Consider the following 19,364-nt stretch of genomic DNA (forward strand, 5'->3'; position numbering starts at 1 on the left):
CGGTGCGGGTCTCCACCGAGATCCCGCAGCCGACCCCGCAGTACGAGCAGGCAGTGCGCGTCGTCATCGCGATGTCGTCATCTCCGCGTCAGACGCCCGCCTGCGCCATCCGGCTGCCCTTGCGCAGGTAGAAGAACCACGTCACCACCAGCAGGACGAGGAAGAAGCCGACGTAGAACTGCAGCGCCGGCTGGATGTTACCGAACTCGGACTTGGCCCAGGCGTAGGCGAGCGGCACGATGAACCCTCCCAACGCACCGACCGACGAGATGATGCCCAGTGCACCTGCGGCCTGGCGGCGCATGTGGAGCATGGTCAGCGGGTCGCCGCCGGCGTCCTCGCCTTTGACGCGGAAGATCTTGGAGATCATCCGGTAGGTGGAGCCGTTGCCGATTCCGGTGGCGATGAACAGGAACATGAAGGCGATGAAGAACACCGGCATGTTGGTGGCCTGCACCGACCACAGTGCACCGGCTGCGCCGACCGCCAGCATAACGAAGCTCACCGCGGTGATCCGCGCTCCGCCGTGCCGGTCCGAGAGTTTGCCGCCGAACGGCCTGGCGATCGACCCGATGAGGGCTCCGAGAAACGCCCAGGTCAGCGCGATGTCACCACGGTCGAACACCGCCTTGAGCAGCGTCGGGAACGCCGCCGAGTACCCTATGAACGAACCGAACGTCCCGATGTAGAGCAACGACATCACCCAGGTGTCGGTGTGCCGCAGTGAATGCCAGACCGGCTTGACGTCCGCTTTGGCCTCGGTGAGGTTGTTCATGAACAGGAACGCGCACACCGCCGCGGCCACTGCGAATGGCACGTAGAACAGCCCGGCCAGCGACAGCGTCACGCCCGCGCCGATGGTGACTATGAGCGGAATCACCTTCTGTGCCACGGCGACTCCGATGTTTCCGCCCGCCGCGTTGAGTCCCAGCGCCCAGCCCTTCTCCTTCTCCGGGTAGAAGAACGAGATGTTGGCCATCGACGACGCGAAGTTGCCGCCACCGAATCCGGCGCTGGCGGCGACCATCAGGAGCACCCAGAACGGGATGTCCGGGTTGCTCACCACCCACGCCAGCCCGAGGCACGGGATCAGCAGCAGCAACGCCGAGATCACCGTCCAGTTGCGCCCACCGAACACCGGGACGGCGAACGTGTAGGGCAACCGGAGGAACGCTCCCACCCCGCTGGGCACCGCGACCAGCCACAGCGCCTGGGACGTGCTCAGTGCCCAGCCGGATGCGGTGGCGGTGCCGTCGGCCGCCACCGTCATCTGCACGACGACGATGCTCCACAGCAGCCACACCGAGAAACCGATGTGTTCGGCGAAGATCGAGTAGATCAGGTTGCGCCGTGCGATGGGACGCCCGGTGGTGTCCCAGAATTCCGGGTCCTCGGGGCGCCAGTCGTCGATCCAGTGCTTGCCCCGATGACGACCGGGCGCCTCGGACGGCGCCGTGGTGACAGCCCCCGTCGACTCGCTATCCGTAACGGTCATGATGTCTCCTGTGGTGGATTGGATCCGATGCGGTCAACTGCCGCCGCCGACGGCTGTGCCAGACACTCCCCGCCCGAAACCGCAACGCTGCGTTCGGGCTTGTCCCAGGTTTACTGCCTGGGCATTCCGCATCCGTTGCACGTTGGTGACCGCGATGAAAACATGCCCTCACACCGCAGGTCAGCTCACCGTGAGGTGGTCGGTGAGTGATCAGGGGGATGCACGGGTGACTTGCGGGCGAAACGAATCGGAAACAACCGGCTTCTAGCTTCGAGCCATGTCCGACGGAAGCAGCCCTCGATTCCTGCAAGGTGTGTTCGAGTTCGACGGCGGCGGATACCAAAAACCGCTGCTGATCGACGAATCACTGCGCTACGTGGTCCCTGCAGGCGCCACCTCGCAGCCGGTCTACTTTCGTGGCGGCAACTCCGCCGAGCAGATGGTCACCGTGATCCTGTTCCGTGACGGCACACCGATGCGCTACTTCCCGATCGCCGCCGCGGGCGCCACCCACGTGGCGTTACGGGTGGTGGAGGATCTGCTCGCCGACACGGTGCTCGAGCTCTACGTCGCGGCCCCCGAAGGCACCACGGGCACCGTGATCGTCGATCTGGGCCTCGTGGAGGTGTGATGTCGAAAAAAGCCCGCCTCGTGGTGGTCGGCAACGGGATGGCCGGGATCCGCGCCATCGAGGAGGTCCTCGCCCGAGGCGGCCGGGATCAGTTCGACATCACCGTGTTCGGTGACGAGCCCTACGGCAACTACAACCGCATCCTGCTGTCGAACGTGCTTGCCGGCCTTGACGATCCGGCCGAAATCTACCTCAACACCCTGGACTGGTACCTCGACAACGATATCGACCTGCGCAGCGGGGTCCGTGTCGTCCGACTCGACACCTTCGCCCACCTGGTGCACGCCGACGACGGCACCGCACTGCGTTACGACAAACTGATCCTGGCCACCGGAAGCCGGTCGTTCTTCCCCCCGATGACGGGGCTGTGGGCCGACAACAAGACCCTGGCTGACGGCGTGTTCGGCTTCCGGACACTCGACGACACCGCCACGATGATCGCCGAAGCCGCCAACCGCACCAAAGCCGTCGTCATCGGTGGCGGGTTGCTGGGGCTGGAAGCCGCTCGGGGACTGCAGAATCGCGGCTTGACCGTCGACGTCGTCCACGCGGGACCGACCCTGATGAACGCACAACTGGACGATCCGGCCGGCTCGATCCTGCGCAAGTCGGTCGAATCGCTGGGAATCACGGTCCACACCGAGAAACGCACCACCGAGGTGGTCGTCACCGACGGTCGGCTCCGGGCGATCGCTTTCGCCGACGGAAGCCGATTGGATTGCGACATGCTGGTGATCGCGACGGGCATCCGGCCCAACGTGGGGCTGGCACAGCGGGCCGGCCTGACGGTGGAGCGTGCCATCGTCACCGACGACCACATGCGCTCGGTCGATGACGACGACGTCTACGTCGTCGGTGAGTGCGCACAGCACCGCGGCCAGGTCTACGGGCTGGTGGCGCCGCTGTGGGAGCAGGCCAAGGTACTGGCCGACCACCTGACCGGTGCCGATACCAGTGCGGCCTACCACGGCTCCCGGGTCGCCACGAAGCTCAAGGTCGCCGGTGTCGACGTCGCCTCGATGGGCGTCAAGGGCCCCGAACATCCCGATGACGAGTTCGTGCAGTACTCCGAGCCCAAGCACGGCGTGTACAAGACGGTGGTGATCCGTGACGGGAAACTGGTGGGCGCCACCCTGGTCGGCGACGTGTCGAAGGTGTCGTTCCTGACGCAGGCGTTCGACAGCGGGATGCCGCTGCCCGACGAGCGGGTGGAGCTGATGTTCGACATCGGCACACCGGATGTGGGTGTCGGGGTCGCCGAACTGGCCGACGGCGCCCAGGTGTGCAACTGCAACGGTGTCTCCAAGGGCGCGCTGGTGGACTGTGTGCACGGCGGCGAGTCCTCGGTGGCCGGCGTGATGGCAAAAACCAAGGCAGGCAAGGGGTGCGGCTCGTGCAAGGAGCTGGTCTGCCAGGTGGTGGAGTGGGCCGCCGGCGGGGCGATCACCGAGGATCCGTCGGCGTCGTGGTACGTGCCCGGCATTCCGTACGACAAGCCGACGCTGATGCGGCACATCCGCGAGCTCGAACTGCACTCGGTGTCCTCGGTGTTCGCCGCGCTGGCTCCGGACGGCCGGGAGGACGCGGGCTCGAAGATGGCGCTGGCGTCCCTGCTCGATATGATGTGGGCCGACGAGTACGTCGACGAGCGTGACGCGCGGTTCATCAACGACCGGGTGCACGCCAACATCCAGCGCGACGGCACGTTCTCGGTGGTGCCGCAGATGAAGGGCGGGGTCACCGACGTCGCCCAATTGCGCAAGATCGCCGACGTCGCGGAACGCTACGAGATCCCGATGATCAAGCTGACCGGCGGCCAGCGTATCGACCTGCTCGGGGTGCGCAAGGAGGATCTTCCCTCGGTGTGGGCGGACCTCGACATGCCGTCGGGATACGCCTACGGCAAGAGTTTCCGGACCGTGAAAACCTGTGTCGGCAGCGACTTCTGCCGATACGGCCTCGGTGATTCCACCGCGCTGGGGATCGCGATCGAGGAGCGGTATCAGGGGCTGGCCAGCCCCGCCAAGCTGAAGCTGGCTGTCACCGGCTGCCCACGCAACTGCGCGGAAGCGTTGTGCAAGGACCTCGGTGTGGTGGCGGTCGAGGGAGGACGCTGGGAGGTCTATGTCGGCGGTGCGGCCGGGGCGCACGTCCGCAAGGGCGATCTGCTGGCCACCGTCGACGACCCGCAGGCGGTGATCACCCTGACGGGCCGGTTCATCCAGTATTACCGCGAGAATGCGAACTGGCTGGAGCGCACCTACAAGTGGGTGCCCAGGCTCGGCATCGAGCACCTGCGCGCCGTGTTGGTCGAAGAGCCCGACGAGAGCTTCATCGCCGGGTTGGACGAGCGGATGCAGAAGTCGGTGGACGCCTACCGCGATCCGTGGCAGGACGGGCGGGAACCGGCGTCGGAAGGCCAGTTCCGGTCGTCGCTGCCGCTGCTGCCGCTGCCCAGGGTGCCCGTGCGATGAGTGACGTGAGAGTCGTTGAGACTGCGCTCACGGCGCTGATTCCGGCAAGAACAACACCCTGGGCGCAGTCCCAACGGATGGACCCGGCGCGATGAGCGATGCCGTCAGGATCGACATCGGCCGGGTCGACGAGATCCCGGTTGGCGAGGCCCGCACGTTTGCCATCGACGGCACCCAGATCGCGGTCTTCCGACTGCGCGACGATTCGCTGCGGGCGGTCGACGCGGTGTGCCCACACAAGGGCGGTCCGTTGGCCGACGGTCTGGCCGACGACCGCGTCATCGTATGCCCGTTGCACAACCATACTTTCGACCTCTGCACGGGCACAGAGGTTTCCGGAGCCCAGATGTCGGTACGCAGCTATCCGGTCGAGGCCGTGGACGGGAACATCCGGGTCACGCTCTGAGGTCACCTGCGCCGGCCTGCGCCGTGATCGCGCTGCCGAGCCACCGCTTCAGGAACAGCCGTAATTCGGCAGGCGAACGGCTCGGGTCGTTGGGAGCGACGAAGAACGACAGCATGGTCCGCAGCGTGAACTCGACCAGATCACGCAGCGCCGCGTCGTCGTAGCCGTAGTGTGCCCAGTCCACGTCGAACCGGGTGATCATCCGCATACCGAAGTCCTGCGCCAGTTCCGAGGTGACCTCACTAGGGCGGGCAGCCGGACTCGGCGCGGACAGCAGGATCGCCAGGTGCGGGATCGCGACGACGGCGTCGAGGGTGAACATCACCCCTTCGGTCATGGCATCGGCGGGGTCGTTGATTCCGTGCACGTGTGCGGCGAGTTGATCGAGGAATCCGTCGACCGACGCGATCGCGGCGGCGCGCATCAACTCGTCGGCGGTGGAGAAGTAGCGGTACACCGTCTGCCTGATGACCCCGAGCGACTCGGCGACGTCGGCGATCGTGATGGCCGACCCGGTCCGGGCGATCAGATCGACGGCGGTGGCGACGATGCGCTGTGCGGCTTCGGCATCGGTGGCGGGCGGATCACCGCTCCAACCACGGCGTTTGCGTGCCATCGTGGCACCGACGCTAGCACAGGCGTTGACGTCGGAGCCGGAACACAGTAATCATACATTTAGCCGCCATAGCGTATGATTACTGAGAATTGCCGAGGTTCGACCGTGACCGACCTGATAGTCCGCAAACTACGATTCGCCTTCGCGAGTCACCCGGTGCCCTTCGTGTGGAACGAGACCAATCCCGCGTTCTCCTCGATGGCAAACGCGGTGTCGTTCCTGGCCATCGGATTCGAGAAGATGATCGGCAGCATGATCCCCGAGGCGATGCCGCACATCGGAGATCCGGCCGTCGCCGAGGAGGCCGACGCATTCGTCCGCCAAGAGGGTCAGCACGCGATGGCGCACCGACAGCACGCCAAAGGGTTGATCAAGGCCTACCCGGCGCTGAAGGACACGCTCGACAACGTCGTCGCCGCCTTCGACGAGATGACCGCCAACACGCCCCTGAAGTACCGTCTGGCGTATACGGCAGATCTCGAGGCCACCTTCACCCCGGTGTTCAAGCTCATGCTCGATCAAGACGACACACTGTTCGCCCCGGGTGACGACGGGGTCGCATCACTTTTCCTGTGGCACTTCGTCGAAGAGGTGGAGCACCGCAGTTCGGCGCTGACCATCTACGACGCGGTCGTCGACGACCCGTGGTACCGCATGCGGGTGGCGCCGTCGATCTTCAAGCATGTCATGAGGATCATCCGGCTGGCCTCCGAGGACTTCAACAGGTATGTGCCGCTGTCGGACCGCAAGGTCGATGCGATGTCGACGTCCGGATTCGCCGCCGCACGAAGGCCCTGCGGCAACGATTGCCGTTCACTCAGGTGCGTGACGACGGCCCGTTCGCCGATGCGTTCCGCCATCTCCCCCGCAGGGAGCAGCTCGTCGCGCTGTCGGGCATCGTCCGTAGCCAGATCCCCGGCCACGATCCCGCGAACGAACAACCCCGCGCTGGCTCAGGAATGGTTTGACCGCTACGCCGTCGGCTACGGCGTGACCCAGTGGTACACAGCCGATCGAGACGACGAAAGAAGCACCGCCCATGTCTGATCTGTGCACTCCGACCTTCGCCGATCTCGCGGCGCGATTGGGATTCTCGCGTGAATCGGCCGGTGGACTGGTCGAGTTCCGCAATCCGTTCGCGCTGCAGAACTGGACGCTGCCGCTTCTCGAGCTCACCGTGATCGCCGGTGCCGTACTGGCCCTCGTGTACGCAATCATCCGACTCCGGCGCCACAACGACCCGACCAATATCGTGCTGTGGTTCGGCGCCATCGCGTATCTGCTCATCATCGAGCCGCCCCGTACTTTCCGACGGCGTTCGGGATCGCCGAGCACATAGACACGATGTTCGCGCACAACGTGTTCACGGTCGAGTTCCTCTGGGGCCGGTTGCCGCTCTACATCGCGGCGATTTATCCGATGATGGCGACGGTGGCCTTCGAGATCGTGCGCAGCCTCGGGGTGTTCCGCCACTACGGAACCGTGATCGGCGCGGTCTGCGTCGGCTTCATCCACCATGCGTTCTACGAGATCTTCGACCATCTGGCCCGCAGTTGCGTTGGTGGGAATGGACATTGGACCACCCGATGAACCACCGTTCTTCGACTCGGTGCCGCTGCCCAGCGTCGTGGTGTTCGCCGCCCTGTGGCCGATGTCGCTGGCGTTGTGCGTGCAGTTCTTCATCGGCCGACACGTGGACGAGGGCCGAACCTTCTCGGGCGGCCAGATCCTCGGCCGCACCGTCGCGGTCGGTGTGCTCGCATCCATCGGTACCGCCGTGCTTCCGCTGCCGGCCACGCTCGCAGGTGGATTGTCGGGCAGCACCGCGGTGGCCGGGTTCGTCTACGCAGCCGAACTGGTCGCCATCACCGTGGTCGCCGTTCCGGTACTGTGGAACAGTGGCGCCCCCAGCGAAGCGAAACACCAACCACACCAGCATATTCCAACCCGCTGATGTTCGGTTACGCCGTCGGCTATCTGGTTGTCATGGCGGTCCTGTGGCTCGCCGCGTTGCCCGCGTACCTCGCTGCCACCGACGGTGTCACGGCGGCAGGCGACCCCACCGGCAGCCTCTGGTACGCGGTGTTGTGTTTTGTGATCGCCGGGTTGTGCATCGCGGCGGTTCTCACCACGTCACCGAAGAGCTCCGAGTCGATATCCGAGGAGGCGCCGAACACTGTCGGTACCTGAGCGCGGTCATGCCTCCGGGGGCTTGACCGCCAGGACCGGTTTCGGGCATTCCAGGATCAGCTTCTGCGCGACGCTGCCGAGCAGCAGTTTGCCGACGGGGCTGCGGTGCCGAATGCCGACGACCAACAGTTGCGCCTCCTCGCGGCCCATCGCGGCAAGCAGTTCGTCGGCGGCGTCGACGCCGACCGGCTGGACGAGCTCGAATTCCACGCCGCACTGCGCCAGCCGGGCCTCGACGTCGTGGACTTCGGGCGTCCCGGCGAATCTGGAGTCGACGTAGGATTCCCCTGAGGTCGCGTTGATGACCAACACGTTGGTGTCGCGCAATTTGGCCTCGGCGATGCCGTGCTTTAGCGCGGCATGGCCGAAGCTGTCCGCCGTGTACCCGGTGACGATCATCGATTCTCCTCGCGCGAGCGCTCGTCGGTCACAGCCTGCCTGCCTTCTGCTTCTGGTCCCTGTTGTCCTCGACGATCAACAGGCTCTCCTCGCTACGGTGCATCAGCCGCAGGATCAACGGTGCCAACAGCAGCAGCGCCATGATGATGTAGGTGCCGATCGCCACGGGCTCTTTGAACAGCGACACCCGGTCGCCGCCGCCCAGCTGCAGGCTCTGCCGCAGCTGGCGTTCGATGCGCGGCCCCAGGATGACGCCGATGATCAACGGCAACACCGGAAGTCCGAATCTGCGCATCATCAGGCCCATCAGCCCGAACAACAGCAGCTGTACCAGATCCAGTGGTTGCAGGTTCACCGCGAACGCGCCGAGCGCGGCGAAGAACAGGATGCCCGCGTACAGGTATGGCCGCGGAGTGCGCAGCAGCTTGGCCCACACCGGCGCCAGCGGCAGGTTCAGCACCAGCAGCAGGAAGTTGCCGATGAACAGGCTTGCGATCAGCGTCCAGATCAGCAGCGGTCGCTGTCGAACAGCGTCGGGCCGAGCTGTATTCCGTAGGACACGAACGCTGTCAGGATCACCGCCGCGGTCGCGTTGGTGGGCAGACCAAGCGACAGCATCGGTACCAGAGTTCCTGCGGCGGAGGCGTTGTTGGCGGCTTCGGGTCCTGCGACCCCTTCGATGGCCCCCTTGCCGAACTCCTCGGGGTGTTTGGTCAGCTTCTTCTCCGTGATGTAGCTCAGGAACGTCGGCAGCTCCGCACCGCCGGCAGGCAGCGCGCCGAACGGGAACCCGTAGGCGGTGCCACGCAGCCAGGGCTTCCATGAGCGCTTCCAGTCCTCCTTGCCCATCCAGGGCCGGCCGACCGGGATGACTTCCGCCGGGCGCCGCCGCAGATGCGCGGCGACCCAAAGTGCCTCGCCGAGCGCGAAGACGGCCACCGCGATCACCACGATGTCGATGCCGTCGCTGAGCAGCAGGGATGCCGAAGGTGGCGCGCGGTTGCCCGGTCAGTGAGTCGATGCCGACGACTCCGATCGCCAGACCGAGGAGCAGCGAGATAACCCCGCGCATCTTCGAGGACCCCAGCACCGCGGTCACAGCGACGAGCGCAAACAGCATGATCGCCAGGTACGACGGCGCGCCGAGGGTGACGGCGAATCGTGATATCGCGGGTGCGAACGCTGCGAGCATCGTGGTGCCGATGGCGCCGGCGACGAACGAGCCGATGGCGGCGGTGGCCAACGCCTGGGCCGCTCGGCCGGCCTTGGCCATCTTGTTGCCCTCGAGGGCGGTGATCACCGACGACGACTCGCCCGGAGTGTTGAGCAGGATCGACGTCGTCGAACCGCCGTACATGCCGCCGTAGAAGATGTCCGGCGAACATGATGAACGCCGCACTCGGGCTGACGTTGTAGATGATCGGCAGCAGCAGCGCCACCGTCATGGCGGGTCCGATGCCAGGCAGCACCCCACCGCGGTGCCGAGCAGCACGCCGATCACGCCGTACATCAGGTTCGTCGGGGTGGCGGCCTCGGCGAAGCCCTGCATGAGCCAGTCGAAGTTCTCCATTTACAGGATCCCATCCAAGATGCCTGCGGGCAGCGGGATTCCGAGCCCGGAGTAGAACGCGTAAAAGCTGGCGACGGCCAACACGACCCCGATCGCGAGGTTGCGTACATAGTGCTTGCTGCCCACCACCGTCGCGCATCCGGCGAAGAACAGCGCGCTGGTGATGGCCCAGCCCAGGGGTCGGCGCACGGATGGACTTGGGGCCGAGTCGTGCCGACGAGGGCAGGGCCTGGTTCGGCGACACCGACATCGACGGCACCCACAGCCTCATCGGTCAGGTGCCGATTCTCTCCGGTGACGGCGACGTCCTCGCCGTGGCCTCGGTCAGCGAGGCTTACCCGTCGGTGTGGGATCTGCTCAGCGGTGCCGGCGAGCGCCTGCTGATCTACCTGGGATTTGGTGCGGCACTGGGCATGGTCGCGTCGTGGCTGCTGTCCCGGCGAAGCAAGAAACACACCCGCAGTCTGGAGGTGGCCGAGATCGCGAACCTGGCCGACCACCGGGAAGCCCTGCTGCACAGCATTCGTGAAGGTGTGATTGCTGTGAACAACGACGGCGAGACACGGTGCTCAACGACAGCGCCCAGGAGTTGCTCGGCGTCACCGGCACAAGCGGTGGGACGCCGGGTGGACAGCGTCGGTCTCGACCCCGCGGTGGTGTCGTTCCTGCTCAACGACGAGGAAGGCCGTGATGTCGTGATCGCCACCCGGACCAAGCTGTTGGCGTTGAGCCGCCGAGCGGCAACCAGTCAGGGCCAACGGATCGGCACCGTGACCACGATGCGCGACAGCACCGAGCTCGCTGCTCTGCAGGGGCAGCTGTCCTCGCACAAGAGCGTGACCGACACGTTGCGTGCGCAGACCCACGAGTTCGCCAATCAACTGCACACGATATCGGGGTTGGTCCAGCTCGGTGAGTACGATTCCGTCCGTGATCTGTTGGGCCCCTTGACACGACGGCGCGCGGAGATCAGCGACGCGGTCACCCGACGGATCTCCGATCCCGCGGTGGCGGCCCTGCTGATCGCCAAGACCTCCCTGGCCGCCGAGAGCGGGGTGCAGCTGGAGTTGGATTCCGGATCTCACCTGGAGCCCCTGGAACCGGCGTTGGGCACGGATGTGATCACCCTGTTGGGCAACCTCATCGACAATGCGGTGGAGGTTTCGGTCGGGTCGACGGAGGCATGCGTGACCGTCGAGGATCGCGACGGGCTGGCGATCTCGGTGCGCGATTCGGGACCCGGCGTCCCGGAGGATCTGCGGGAGGCCATCTTCGCCCGCGGCGTCACGTCGAAGCCGGATGTACCCGGCGGGCGGGGTATCGGCCTGGCACTGGTGCGTCTGGTCACCGCACAGCACGGCGGCACCGTCGAGGTCCACGACGCGCCCGGCGGCGGTGCACAGTTCCTGGTGCGGCTCACCCCCTCGGCGGACAGCCATGCGTGACGTGCTGGTCGTGGACGACGATTTCATGGTTGCGGAGATCCACCGCCGTTTCGTCGATCAGGTGGACGGATTCCAGTTGCAGGCCAAGCTCACGGCTTTCGCCAGCCGCGCGGACGCTCTGGAGACCGCCGGCGGCGCCGACCAGTCGATGATCGACTCGCTTTTCGGCGGCCCCTCGGTCACCAAGCCGCTTCCCAAGGGCCTCGGCGCGGAGACCGGCGAACCGGTGATCTCCGCGGTCCGCGACGCCGGAGAGGTGTCGGCAGCGGAATGTGCTGAGCTGGTCGGCATCTCGCGGGTGAGTGCGCGCCGCTACCTCGAGCACTTCCTCAGCACAGGCGCTGTCGAACTTCGCCTGCAGTACGGCGTCGGCCGGCCTGAACGTCGGTACCGCCTCGGCCGTTGAACCGTGGCGGCCATGCAGTCGCAGTCACACCTCGGTGCGGTCGACGATGGTGCCGGCGCCGGTCCCGTCGGTGATCGCGGCTCCCGACGGGTTGGACAGCGTGACGAGGAAACTTTCGTCACCTTCCAGGACGGTGTCCCCGAACACCACCACGCTGATGGTCTTGCTGGTCTCGCCCGGTGCGAACGTCAGGACACCGGAAGCCCCGGCATAGTCGCTGCCTGCTGTCGCGGTGCCGTCCGATGTCGCATACCGCAACGTCACCGAACCGGCCGAGGGTTCGGCCAGCGTCACCTCGAAGTGCACGAGCACGCCTGCGGCCGCCTCGTCGAAGTCGAACTGGATGGACTCCAGGTACGCCATCTTGTTCTCGTTGACGGTGTTCCAGTCATCGGACAGGATGCCGCCGGTGTCGGTGGAGTTGGGGTTCCACGACCAGAACGTCCACGACAGGTCCTGCGTGCCCTCGGGGATGTCGATGGTGCCGTTGTTGTCGAAATCGCCGGAGAGGTACGAGGTGATCGCCTCGTACCAGATGACGTCCTTGGGGTCGGTGAGCCTGGTGCCGAACTCGCCCAGATAGATCGGGGCGATGTTCTCCTGGTAGATGTACCCCCACATCTGCTCGAACTTGTCCGGCAGTGCCTCGCCGAAGTTCGCCGTCTGGAACCACGGCTGGTTGTACACCGAGTTCGGGTAGTCGTGCGGCGAATAGACCACCCGGTTGGGCACGTCGAGCACGATCGGCCGGTCCTTGACACCCATCAGATTGCCGCCCCACCAATACGACTGACCCTCATAGACCGCGACACCCTCGACGAACATCAACCAATTGGGGTTGACGTCGAGGATGGCGTTGCCCGCCCGCTCGGCCGCCGCCGCCCAGTCGTTGGCTCCCCCGCCACCCCACGTCCCGTTGTGCGGCTCGTTGTGCAGGTCCGCCCCGATCACCGTGGGATCGGCTCCGTAACGCTGAGCCAGGAACTGCCAGTCGGCGACCCACTGCGCGTCGGTGTATTCGGCGTTGTACCAGAGGCCGTTCTCACTGGCGCCTGCGCCGGCACTGCTGCGGTGGTGGTCGAGGATCACGCGCATCCCGATCTCACCGGCGTAGTCGACGATCTTGTCCATGATCTGCAGCGCTGACAGACCCACCAGGTCAGGGTTCTTGTTGAAGTCGATGCCGCTGGGCGCTTTGGTGGTGTGCAGCATCTCACTGGAGTACGGCAGCCGGATCGTGTTGAAGTCCAGTTCCACCATCTGGTCCATCATGTCCTGGTAGTTGCGGGTCCACAGACCGTGCGGCGTGAAGATGTCGCTTTCCATACCGAACCAGTTGATTCCGGCGATCTGCACCGGGTTGCCCGCCGAGTCGACGATCTGGTTACCCGACGTGCTGAACCACCCAGGGTCGACCCCGGTGCCGGGCTCACCCTCGACCACGGAGGCATCGGAGATGCTCAGCGTCAGGTTCGCCGGATCGGTCACATCATCGTTGACGATGGTGCCGAGAGCGGAGCCGTCGGCGACCGTCGCGCCGCTGGCGTTCGACAGCGTCAACGTGAAGGTCTCGTCGGCTTCGACGGTGGTGTCTCCGGCGATCGCGATCCGGACCTGCTGTGCCAGCACCCCCGGCGCGAACGTGAGAACCCCGGTAGTCGCGGTGTAGTCGACGCCGGCGGTCGCAGTTCCGGCGGCGGTGGTGTAGCCGACCGTAACCGGGCTGGTCGAGGCCTGCGACAGCGTCACAAGGAACGTCATATCGCTGGCGCCACCGTCGGATTCGACCGCTTGAGCATCGGCGACCGACAGGGCCGGCTGCGCGCCGGCGACAGGTTGGCCGTTGACCACGAAGTTGGTCGCCGTGGCCGAACCACCGCCCGGAGATGCCTGGAAGGCGAAGCTGACCGTCTGACCGGCGGCGACCTTGGCGTTGTAGGACTCGTTGCGGATGACGTAGTGGTTGCCGACCCGGCTGACGATCTTCGCGTTCCAGATGTTGCTGATCTGCGCCGGGGAATCGAACTCCACCGTCCAGCCGTCCAGGCCCGACGGCCCTGCGGTGACGGTGACCGCCGCGGTGAACCCCGATCCCCAATCATCGCTCACCACAAAGGAAGCCGACGAGTTGCCAGGCGCCGGGGTGGCCACGTCGTCGTTGGTGATGGTGCCGACTGCGGATCCGTCGGCGATCGTCACCCCGTTCGGGTTGGACAGCGTCAGGGTGAAGGTCTCGTCCGACTCCACCGCTGTGTCACCCGCGATGACCACACCGACCTGCTGGGAGACCACACCGGCGGCGAAGGTCAGCACTCCGGAGGCGGCAGTGAAATCACTGCCGGCTGTTGCGGTGCCGTTGGCGGTCGCGTACGCGATGCTCACCGGCGAGGTCGGCGCCTTATCCAACGTCACCACGAACGTCAGGTTCCTGGTGCCGCTGTCGGATTCGGCCACCGTGGCATCGGCGACCGACACCTTCGGCAGCACGGGCGCCGGATTCTGGCCGCCGGTGGGCACGCCGTTGACGGCAAAGCCGGTGGCGGTGGCCGTGGCACCGCCCGGGCTCGCCTGGAAACCGAACTGTACGGTCTGGCCAGCGGCGACCTTGGCGTTCCACGAGGCGTTGCGCACCACGTAGCGGGTGCCGACGTGGCTGACGATCTCGGCGTTCCAGATGTTGCTGATCTGCGCCGGAGAGTCGAATTCCACTGTCCAGCTGTCGAACCCGGCAGAGCCCGCGGTCAGATCCACCTCGGCGACGAACCCTGAACCCCAGTTGTCCCGTACCACGTAGGTGACCGACCCCGTGCCCGGTGTGGGAGCGGCGGCGTCGTCGTCGGTGATGGTCCCGACGGCTGTGCCGTCGGCAATCGTCGCCCCCGTCGGGCTCGACAGTGTCACCACGAACGCCTCGGTACCCTCGGCTGCGGTGTCGCCGAGAACGTCCACGTGCACCGTCCGTGACGTCACGCCCGGGGCGAACTCGATCGTGCCCGACGTTGCGACGTAGTCGCTTCCGGCCAGCGCCGAGCCGTTCGACGTCACATAGGACACCGTCACCGTTTCGGACCCTGCCTTGTCCAGGGTCACGACGAACATGAAGTGGGCGTGCTCACCGTCGCCTTCGGTGATCGTCAGATCGGCGATGGAGATCGCCGGCGGTGGGCCGCTGACGACGCTGGTGGTGCCGTAGTCGTTGAACACGTTACCGAAACTTCCGGCGGGAACGTCGAGCCCGGACGCCGACGGGGTCGCCTGGCCGAAGCTGCCCGGGGTGTCCCGGGCGACCGACCACATCGACAGCATGCCCAGGCCGGTGCTGCGGGCGAAGTCCTCCAGCGCCTGCGCATCGGCGACGGTGAACACCTCGGTGGTGACGTCGTTGACGCCGATCATCGGGGTGACACCGAGCTGGTTCCAGCCGAACTGCTGGCCGTACTCGCCGTACAGCGAAGACAGCTGGGCATAGGTCGCCTGCGCGGCGTCGATCGCGTAGGCACCCATGGTCTTGGCGTTGGGCCCGCTGGTGGGTGCCGCGGATTCGCCGTAGTCCATTGCCATCACGTTGACGCCGTCGAGCTTGACCCCGGCGGTGACCGCCGAGCGCACCACGCGCAGGCCGTCCGCGGTGAGACCGGTGGGCAGGACCGGCAGCGTGTACCAGATCTCCAGATCGGGCTTGGCCTGCTGGAGCAGCTCGAGTGCCTGGCTGCGAAGCGCGATCGACGCCGGGTCTGCCACCGCCGCGCCCTCGATGTCGAAGTCGATGCGGTTGAGCGAGTACGTGTCAACGACGTCGACGTAGGCATCGGCAAGCCCCTGGGCGCTGAGTCCCCGACTGGCATACCACTGCGCAAGGCTGGTGCCCGACGCGCCGCCCAGCGAGATCATCACGTCGCCGCCGGCGGCCTGCAACGCCGCGATGGACTGGTTGATCGCCTGCGCCTGTTCGAAGTCGGAATCCGGCGCCAGGACGGGGAGTCCCGCCCACGCCAGCTTGCCGTCCGGCGTGGCCTGCAGGAACCCGAGTGTCAGCAGCGAGGTGCCACGCTCCTGAGCGATCGCCAGCAGGTCGGGCACCGGCCATCCTGCCATGTCGACGTAGGGCGCGAAATAGGCTTCCCCCCAGAGTTCGTCGCCGGGATTGCCGGAGTTGAGACCGGGGGCGCCGACAGCGGTGTCGTCATCGACGATGGTCCCGGTCGCCACGGCGTCGGCGACGGTGGCGACGGTGGCGCCGGTGGAATTGGACAACGTGACCGTGAAGGTCTCGTCTGCCTCCGCGGTGGTGTCCGGCAGCACGTCGACGTGCAAAAGCTGTGACGTCACGCCCGGGGCGAACGTGATCGTCCCCGACGTCGCGGCGTAGTCACTCCCGGCGGTGGCGGTGCCGTCGGAGGTCGCGTACTGCACCGTCACCGTTTCGGTCGACGCCTTGTCCAGTGACACGACGAACATGAAATGGCTGTGCTCACCGTTTCCCTCGGCGACCGCGAGGTCGGCGATGGACACCGCGGGCGGGGTGGCGGGCGTCGCGTCGACGTCGTCGTTGACGATGGTGCCCGTCCCGGTGCCGTCGGCAATGGTGGCGTTGACCGCCGACGACAGATTCAGCGCGAAACGCTCGTCGAGCTCGACCATCGTGTCGCCGAGAACCGCCACCTGAACGGTTTTCGAGGTCTCACCTGGGGCGAAGGTCAGGGTGCCGACGGTCGGGGTGAAATCCGCGCCTGCGAAGGCGGTGCCGTTACTGGTGCTGTAGCTGACCGTCACCGTCTCGGTGGAGGCCTGCGACAGGCTGATCGTGAACGCCAGGGGCGTGGTGTTCGCGTTGCCTTCGAACGCGCTCGCGTCGCCGATCGACAGGCTCGGCGACGAGACCGGCGGGGGGGCGTTGTAGATGAGGTTGCGCCACTTCGTACTCGCGCTCTCGTCGAGCGCGATGATGTTGCTGGTTTTGAGCTCGCCGAGGGCGACTCCGACGAGCGAGTAGCTCTGGTTGTTGTTGACGATCGCGATGCGGGTCGAGCCGTTCAGCTCGGTGACATCGAACTCGTGCGCCTTGAACCAGCCGAAGTCGAGCTTGTCGATGGCCGGATCGAAGTCGAGCGCAGTGCTGGTGCCGTAGTCCCAGGAAATGGTTGTGGTGGTGCCGGTCTCGCCGGTGGGCGGGGTACCGTTTCCTGTGGTGGTGGGCCAGTTGTCGGTGCCGGCCACCGGCACGCCCTGGGGCAGGATCTGTGAATCGGGCACCGTCCCGATGCCCAGCTGTAGGTGCAGCCGGTCTTCGCGAACCTGCGCGTTGTGGAAGACGAAATGGCGGGCGGTCAGCTCGTCGGTGGTGACGTCCTGCAGGATCAGAGCCTGGCCGGTGCCGGCGTTCGAGATGACGACGCCTTCCGGGGTGTCGACCATGTAGAGCTGTTCGCGGGTGCCGTAGTGGCGGAAGTCGACGACGTCGGTTGCCGGGTCGAAGGCAACGCGGTCGATCTGCCCGATCTCGTGCGAGCGCGCATATACGGTGCCGGGCTGAGCGGTGACGCCCTGTTCCCACGCCAGCGCGCCCGAAAGATCTTGGCGGAGATGGTCGTTGATGATCGGCGCGAAACTGTCGACGGTGAGCTGCCCGAGCGACACACCTTGGACGACCGCCGTCTCGCCCGACCACGGATTGCGGAAGCCCACCCCTTCTGCGGTGTCGACGACGATGAAGTTGTGCACCGATACGTCACCGAGGTCCAGCTTGTCCCGGGTGGGGTCGAAACCCACGATGTCCGGTCCGGTCGTGGTGACGTCATAGACGGTGCCGGTCGTGGTGACGTCATAGACGGTGCCGGTCGTGCTCGCGCTGACGGTCGCGGCGGCGAAGAACGTGGCTGAATCCGTTGCCGGTGCCGTTCTCTGTTCGGTTGTCGCCGAGGCCTCGGCGGGGGTGAGCGTCACCGTCACCGGCACGCGGGTTCTGGTGGGACTGGTCGAGATCAGACGGAAACCGACGTCGCGCACCTGGATCACGAACGAGTCGGTGCCGCCTGCGCTGACCAGATCCGGGTCCGCGGTGTAGGTGAAGTTGCCTGCGCTGTCGACCACCACGCTGCCGCGGGACGGCGCCTCGACCACCGCGTAGGTCAGCGGATCGCCCTCGGGGTCGGAGGCATTCAGTGCGCCGACGACCGTGTCCATGTCGGTCTGGCCGGACAGCACCAGGGCCGCGGTTGGGCCGTCATTGGAGAACAGCCTGTCCATCTCGCGGCGGATCGCGCCGAAGACCGCGATCACGAACTCGAACGACGGCAGTGGCGTTCCGCTGTTGGAGGCCGCCGGGCCGATCCCCAGGACGGCGAGGAACTTCGACACGATTCCGCCCAGACCGGTCTGAATCGTCGCAGCTTGCGGGGCTACTTCCGGCGGGGCGATCGGGGGTGCGGAATTCGTCACGGCTGCCGGAGATTCCGCGCCTGTGTCGGACTGCACGGAAGCGGTATCGGTGTCCGGCACCGACGACTGCCACGAGCTCTGCCGGCCGGGTGCGGGAGCTTTGTCGGCAGTGTCAACCGGATCGATGACGACCGGGCCAGTCACCTCGGCTGGGTCGTTTTCGGAGCGAGATTCAGTGGCCCGGTCAGCGTCGGCGGGCGCCGGATCGGTCTCAGGTGCGTCGGTGTCCTGCTCGGGGGCTTCCTCGTCTGCATCGCCGAGATCCTCGGAGTCCGGCAGGTCGACGTCGGTGTCCGGGTCCTCTCCGGAACCCGACTCATCGTGCACGGCGTCGGCGTCGGCGTCGGCGGCCACATCGTCGTCGGCGTCGGCGTCGTCGCTCGAATCGGCACGCTTGGTGTCCGTGTCCCGGGTGTCCGTGTCCCGGGTTCCCGTGCCCGTAGCTGTGCTGTCGGCGCTCGACTCACTGGCGCTGGTGTCATCCGCCTGATCGGCCGCCGCCACCGCGGGAGCGGCCAGCCCGACTCCCAACGCCACAGCTAACGCTCCAACACGACCCACAAAACGTCCGTAGTCCATCAGCAACGCACCCCTGTTCCACTCTTTGATGCCTGAATACCGCCGCCCGCCACATCTCGTTCCGATTACGGACGAATATTTACGAGCACGAAAGGCAATAAAACACCAGCGGCTGCGGGTCGTCAAGGCACAAGGCTCCGCCGAGTCGCGGGAGGTCGCGTCAGACCACTCTGCGGCTACGAGCAAAGGGTGCCGTGTCCACAATGTTGACAGTTATAGTTTCTCTAACTGCGTTCTCTGGAAGAGATAACCACGTGGCGGCTAAGCTCGTTGTTGATGCGGCAGCGCGCACAGCCGACATGCTGTCGCGGAGACCGGCGCGCGCCCTCCGTGTCGAAACGATGAACAAATTGCGTGGCGACATCCACACAAATTACACAGAATTGGGCCACCGGATTATCCATATGGCGCAACGACCAGTTTTGATGGATAACAGTCGGCAAACTTCTTTTTGCCACCCCACGTATAGGTAGGCAAACAATGTAACCCGTTTCGATGCGCCGGCGTCAGGCGGCGTCGAAGGTGACGAGGTCGATGCTGAGTTGGCCTTCGACGAGGCTGAGTCGGCGTCGGCGCGGTGGTCCGGGTAGTGGTGGGGCGGTGGAGTGGTAGACCGCTCCAGTGGGGGTGCGGTACTCGGCGCGGTGTTCCCCATCGGCCTCGGTGGTGCTCACCTGCCAGCCGGGGGCTTCTTTGGCGTAGTTGCAGGCTTCGC

At 66.0% G+C, this 19,364-nt stretch carries 9 protein-coding genes and 6 pseudogenes; 7 read left to right on the forward strand and 8 right to left on the reverse strand.

Annotated features, from left to right (window positions below; genetic code table 11):
- On the reverse strand, window positions 1–67 hold a 67-nt coding region (locus tag WA944_RS06215), incomplete at its 3' end, for a hypothetical protein (RefSeq protein WP_526646586.1).
- A gap of 21 nt (window positions 68–88) precedes the next feature.
- Window positions 89–1,495 (reverse strand): NarK family nitrate/nitrite MFS transporter, encoded by a 1,407-nt coding sequence (locus tag WA944_RS06220; protein ID WP_526372828.1) that lies wholly within the window; start codon window positions 1,493–1,495, stop codon window positions 89–91.
- Between the two features lie 277 nt (window positions 1,496–1,772).
- On the opposite strand from WA944_RS06220, the gene WA944_RS06225 reads away from it, so the two are divergent.
- From WA944_RS06225 to nirD, 3 genes are all read left to right on the forward strand, one after another.
- A complete protein-coding gene (locus WA944_RS06225; protein WP_526372830.1) occupies window positions 1,773–2,126 on the forward strand; it encodes a molybdopterin oxidoreductase in 354 nt (117 codons plus the stop codon).
- Window positions 2,126–4,600, forward strand: coding sequence for a nitrite reductase large subunit NirB (nirB, locus tag WA944_RS06230; protein ID WP_526372832.1), 2,475 nt, complete (start codon window positions 2,126–2,128; stop codon window positions 4,598–4,600). The genes WA944_RS06225 and nirB overlap by 1 nt, the downstream gene beginning before the upstream one ends.
- Window positions 4,601–4,691: 91 nt before the next feature.
- Entirely contained in the window at window positions 4,692–5,006 is a 315-nt protein-coding gene (gene nirD, locus WA944_RS06235) for a nitrite reductase small subunit NirD (protein WP_526372833.1), read from the forward strand.
- Here the strand turns inward: nirD and WA944_RS06240 are convergent.
- Window positions 4,996–5,622 (reverse strand): TetR/AcrR family transcriptional regulator, encoded by a 627-nt coding sequence (locus tag WA944_RS06240; RefSeq protein WP_526372835.1) that lies wholly within the window; start codon window positions 5,620–5,622, stop codon window positions 4,996–4,998. The two genes, nirD and WA944_RS06240, sit on opposite strands and share 11 nt — an antisense overlap.
- A 105-nt stretch (window positions 5,623–5,727) precedes the next feature.
- On the opposite strand from WA944_RS06240, the pseudogene WA944_RS06245 reads away from it, so the two are divergent.
- Window positions 5,728–6,669, forward strand: a pseudogene (locus WA944_RS06245) (metal-dependent hydrolase).
- A pseudogene (locus tag WA944_RS06250) lies at window positions 6,662–7,812 on the forward strand (hypothetical protein). Before WA944_RS06245 ends, WA944_RS06250 begins: the two co-directional pseudogenes overlap by 8 nt.
- Window positions 7,813–7,818: 6 nt before the next feature.
- Here WA944_RS06250 and WA944_RS06255 read toward each other — a convergent pair.
- The 3 genes and pseudogenes from WA944_RS06255 to WA944_RS06265 all read right to left on the reverse strand — a co-directional run.
- Window positions 7,819–8,211: a universal stress protein gene (locus tag WA944_RS06255; protein ID WP_526372837.1), complete on the reverse strand. Its 393-nt coding sequence runs from the start codon at window positions 8,209–8,211 to the stop codon at window positions 7,819–7,821.
- A 28-nt stretch (window positions 8,212–8,239) separates the two neighbouring features.
- A pseudogene (locus WA944_RS06260) lies at window positions 8,240–9,781 on the reverse strand (tripartite tricarboxylate transporter permease).
- A pseudogene (locus tag WA944_RS06265) lies at window positions 9,782–9,961 on the reverse strand (tripartite tricarboxylate transporter TctB family protein); the annotation flags it as partial.
- Between WA944_RS06265 and WA944_RS06270 the strand changes: the two are divergent.
- Window positions 9,961–11,226: pseudogene (locus WA944_RS06270) on the forward strand (sensor histidine kinase); the annotation flags it as partial. The pseudogenes WA944_RS06265 and WA944_RS06270 sit on opposite strands and share 1 nt — an antisense overlap.
- Window positions 11,219–11,632 (forward strand): hypothetical protein, encoded by a 414-nt coding sequence (locus WA944_RS06275; RefSeq protein WP_526372839.1) that lies wholly within the window; start codon window positions 11,219–11,221, stop codon window positions 11,630–11,632. The pseudogene WA944_RS06270 and the gene WA944_RS06275, both read left to right, overlap by 8 nt.
- A gap of 24 nt (window positions 11,633–11,656) precedes the next feature.
- On the opposite strand, the gene WA944_RS06280 is transcribed toward WA944_RS06275, so the two are convergent.
- Together WA944_RS06280 and WA944_RS06285 are read right to left on the reverse strand one after the other, a co-directional pair.
- Complete coding sequence (locus WA944_RS06280; protein ID WP_526646584.1) at window positions 11,657–18,649, reverse strand: Calx-beta domain-containing protein; 6,993 nt, start codon at window positions 18,647–18,649, stop codon at window positions 11,657–11,659.
- 506 nt (window positions 18,650–19,155) lie between these two features.
- Window positions 19,156–19,364 (reverse strand): annotated as a pseudogene (locus WA944_RS06285) (HNH endonuclease); the annotation flags it as partial.

Source organism: Mycobacterium sp., from assembly GCF_049683355.1.
GTDB lineage: Bacteria > Actinomycetota > Actinomycetes > Mycobacteriales > Mycobacteriaceae > Mycobacterium.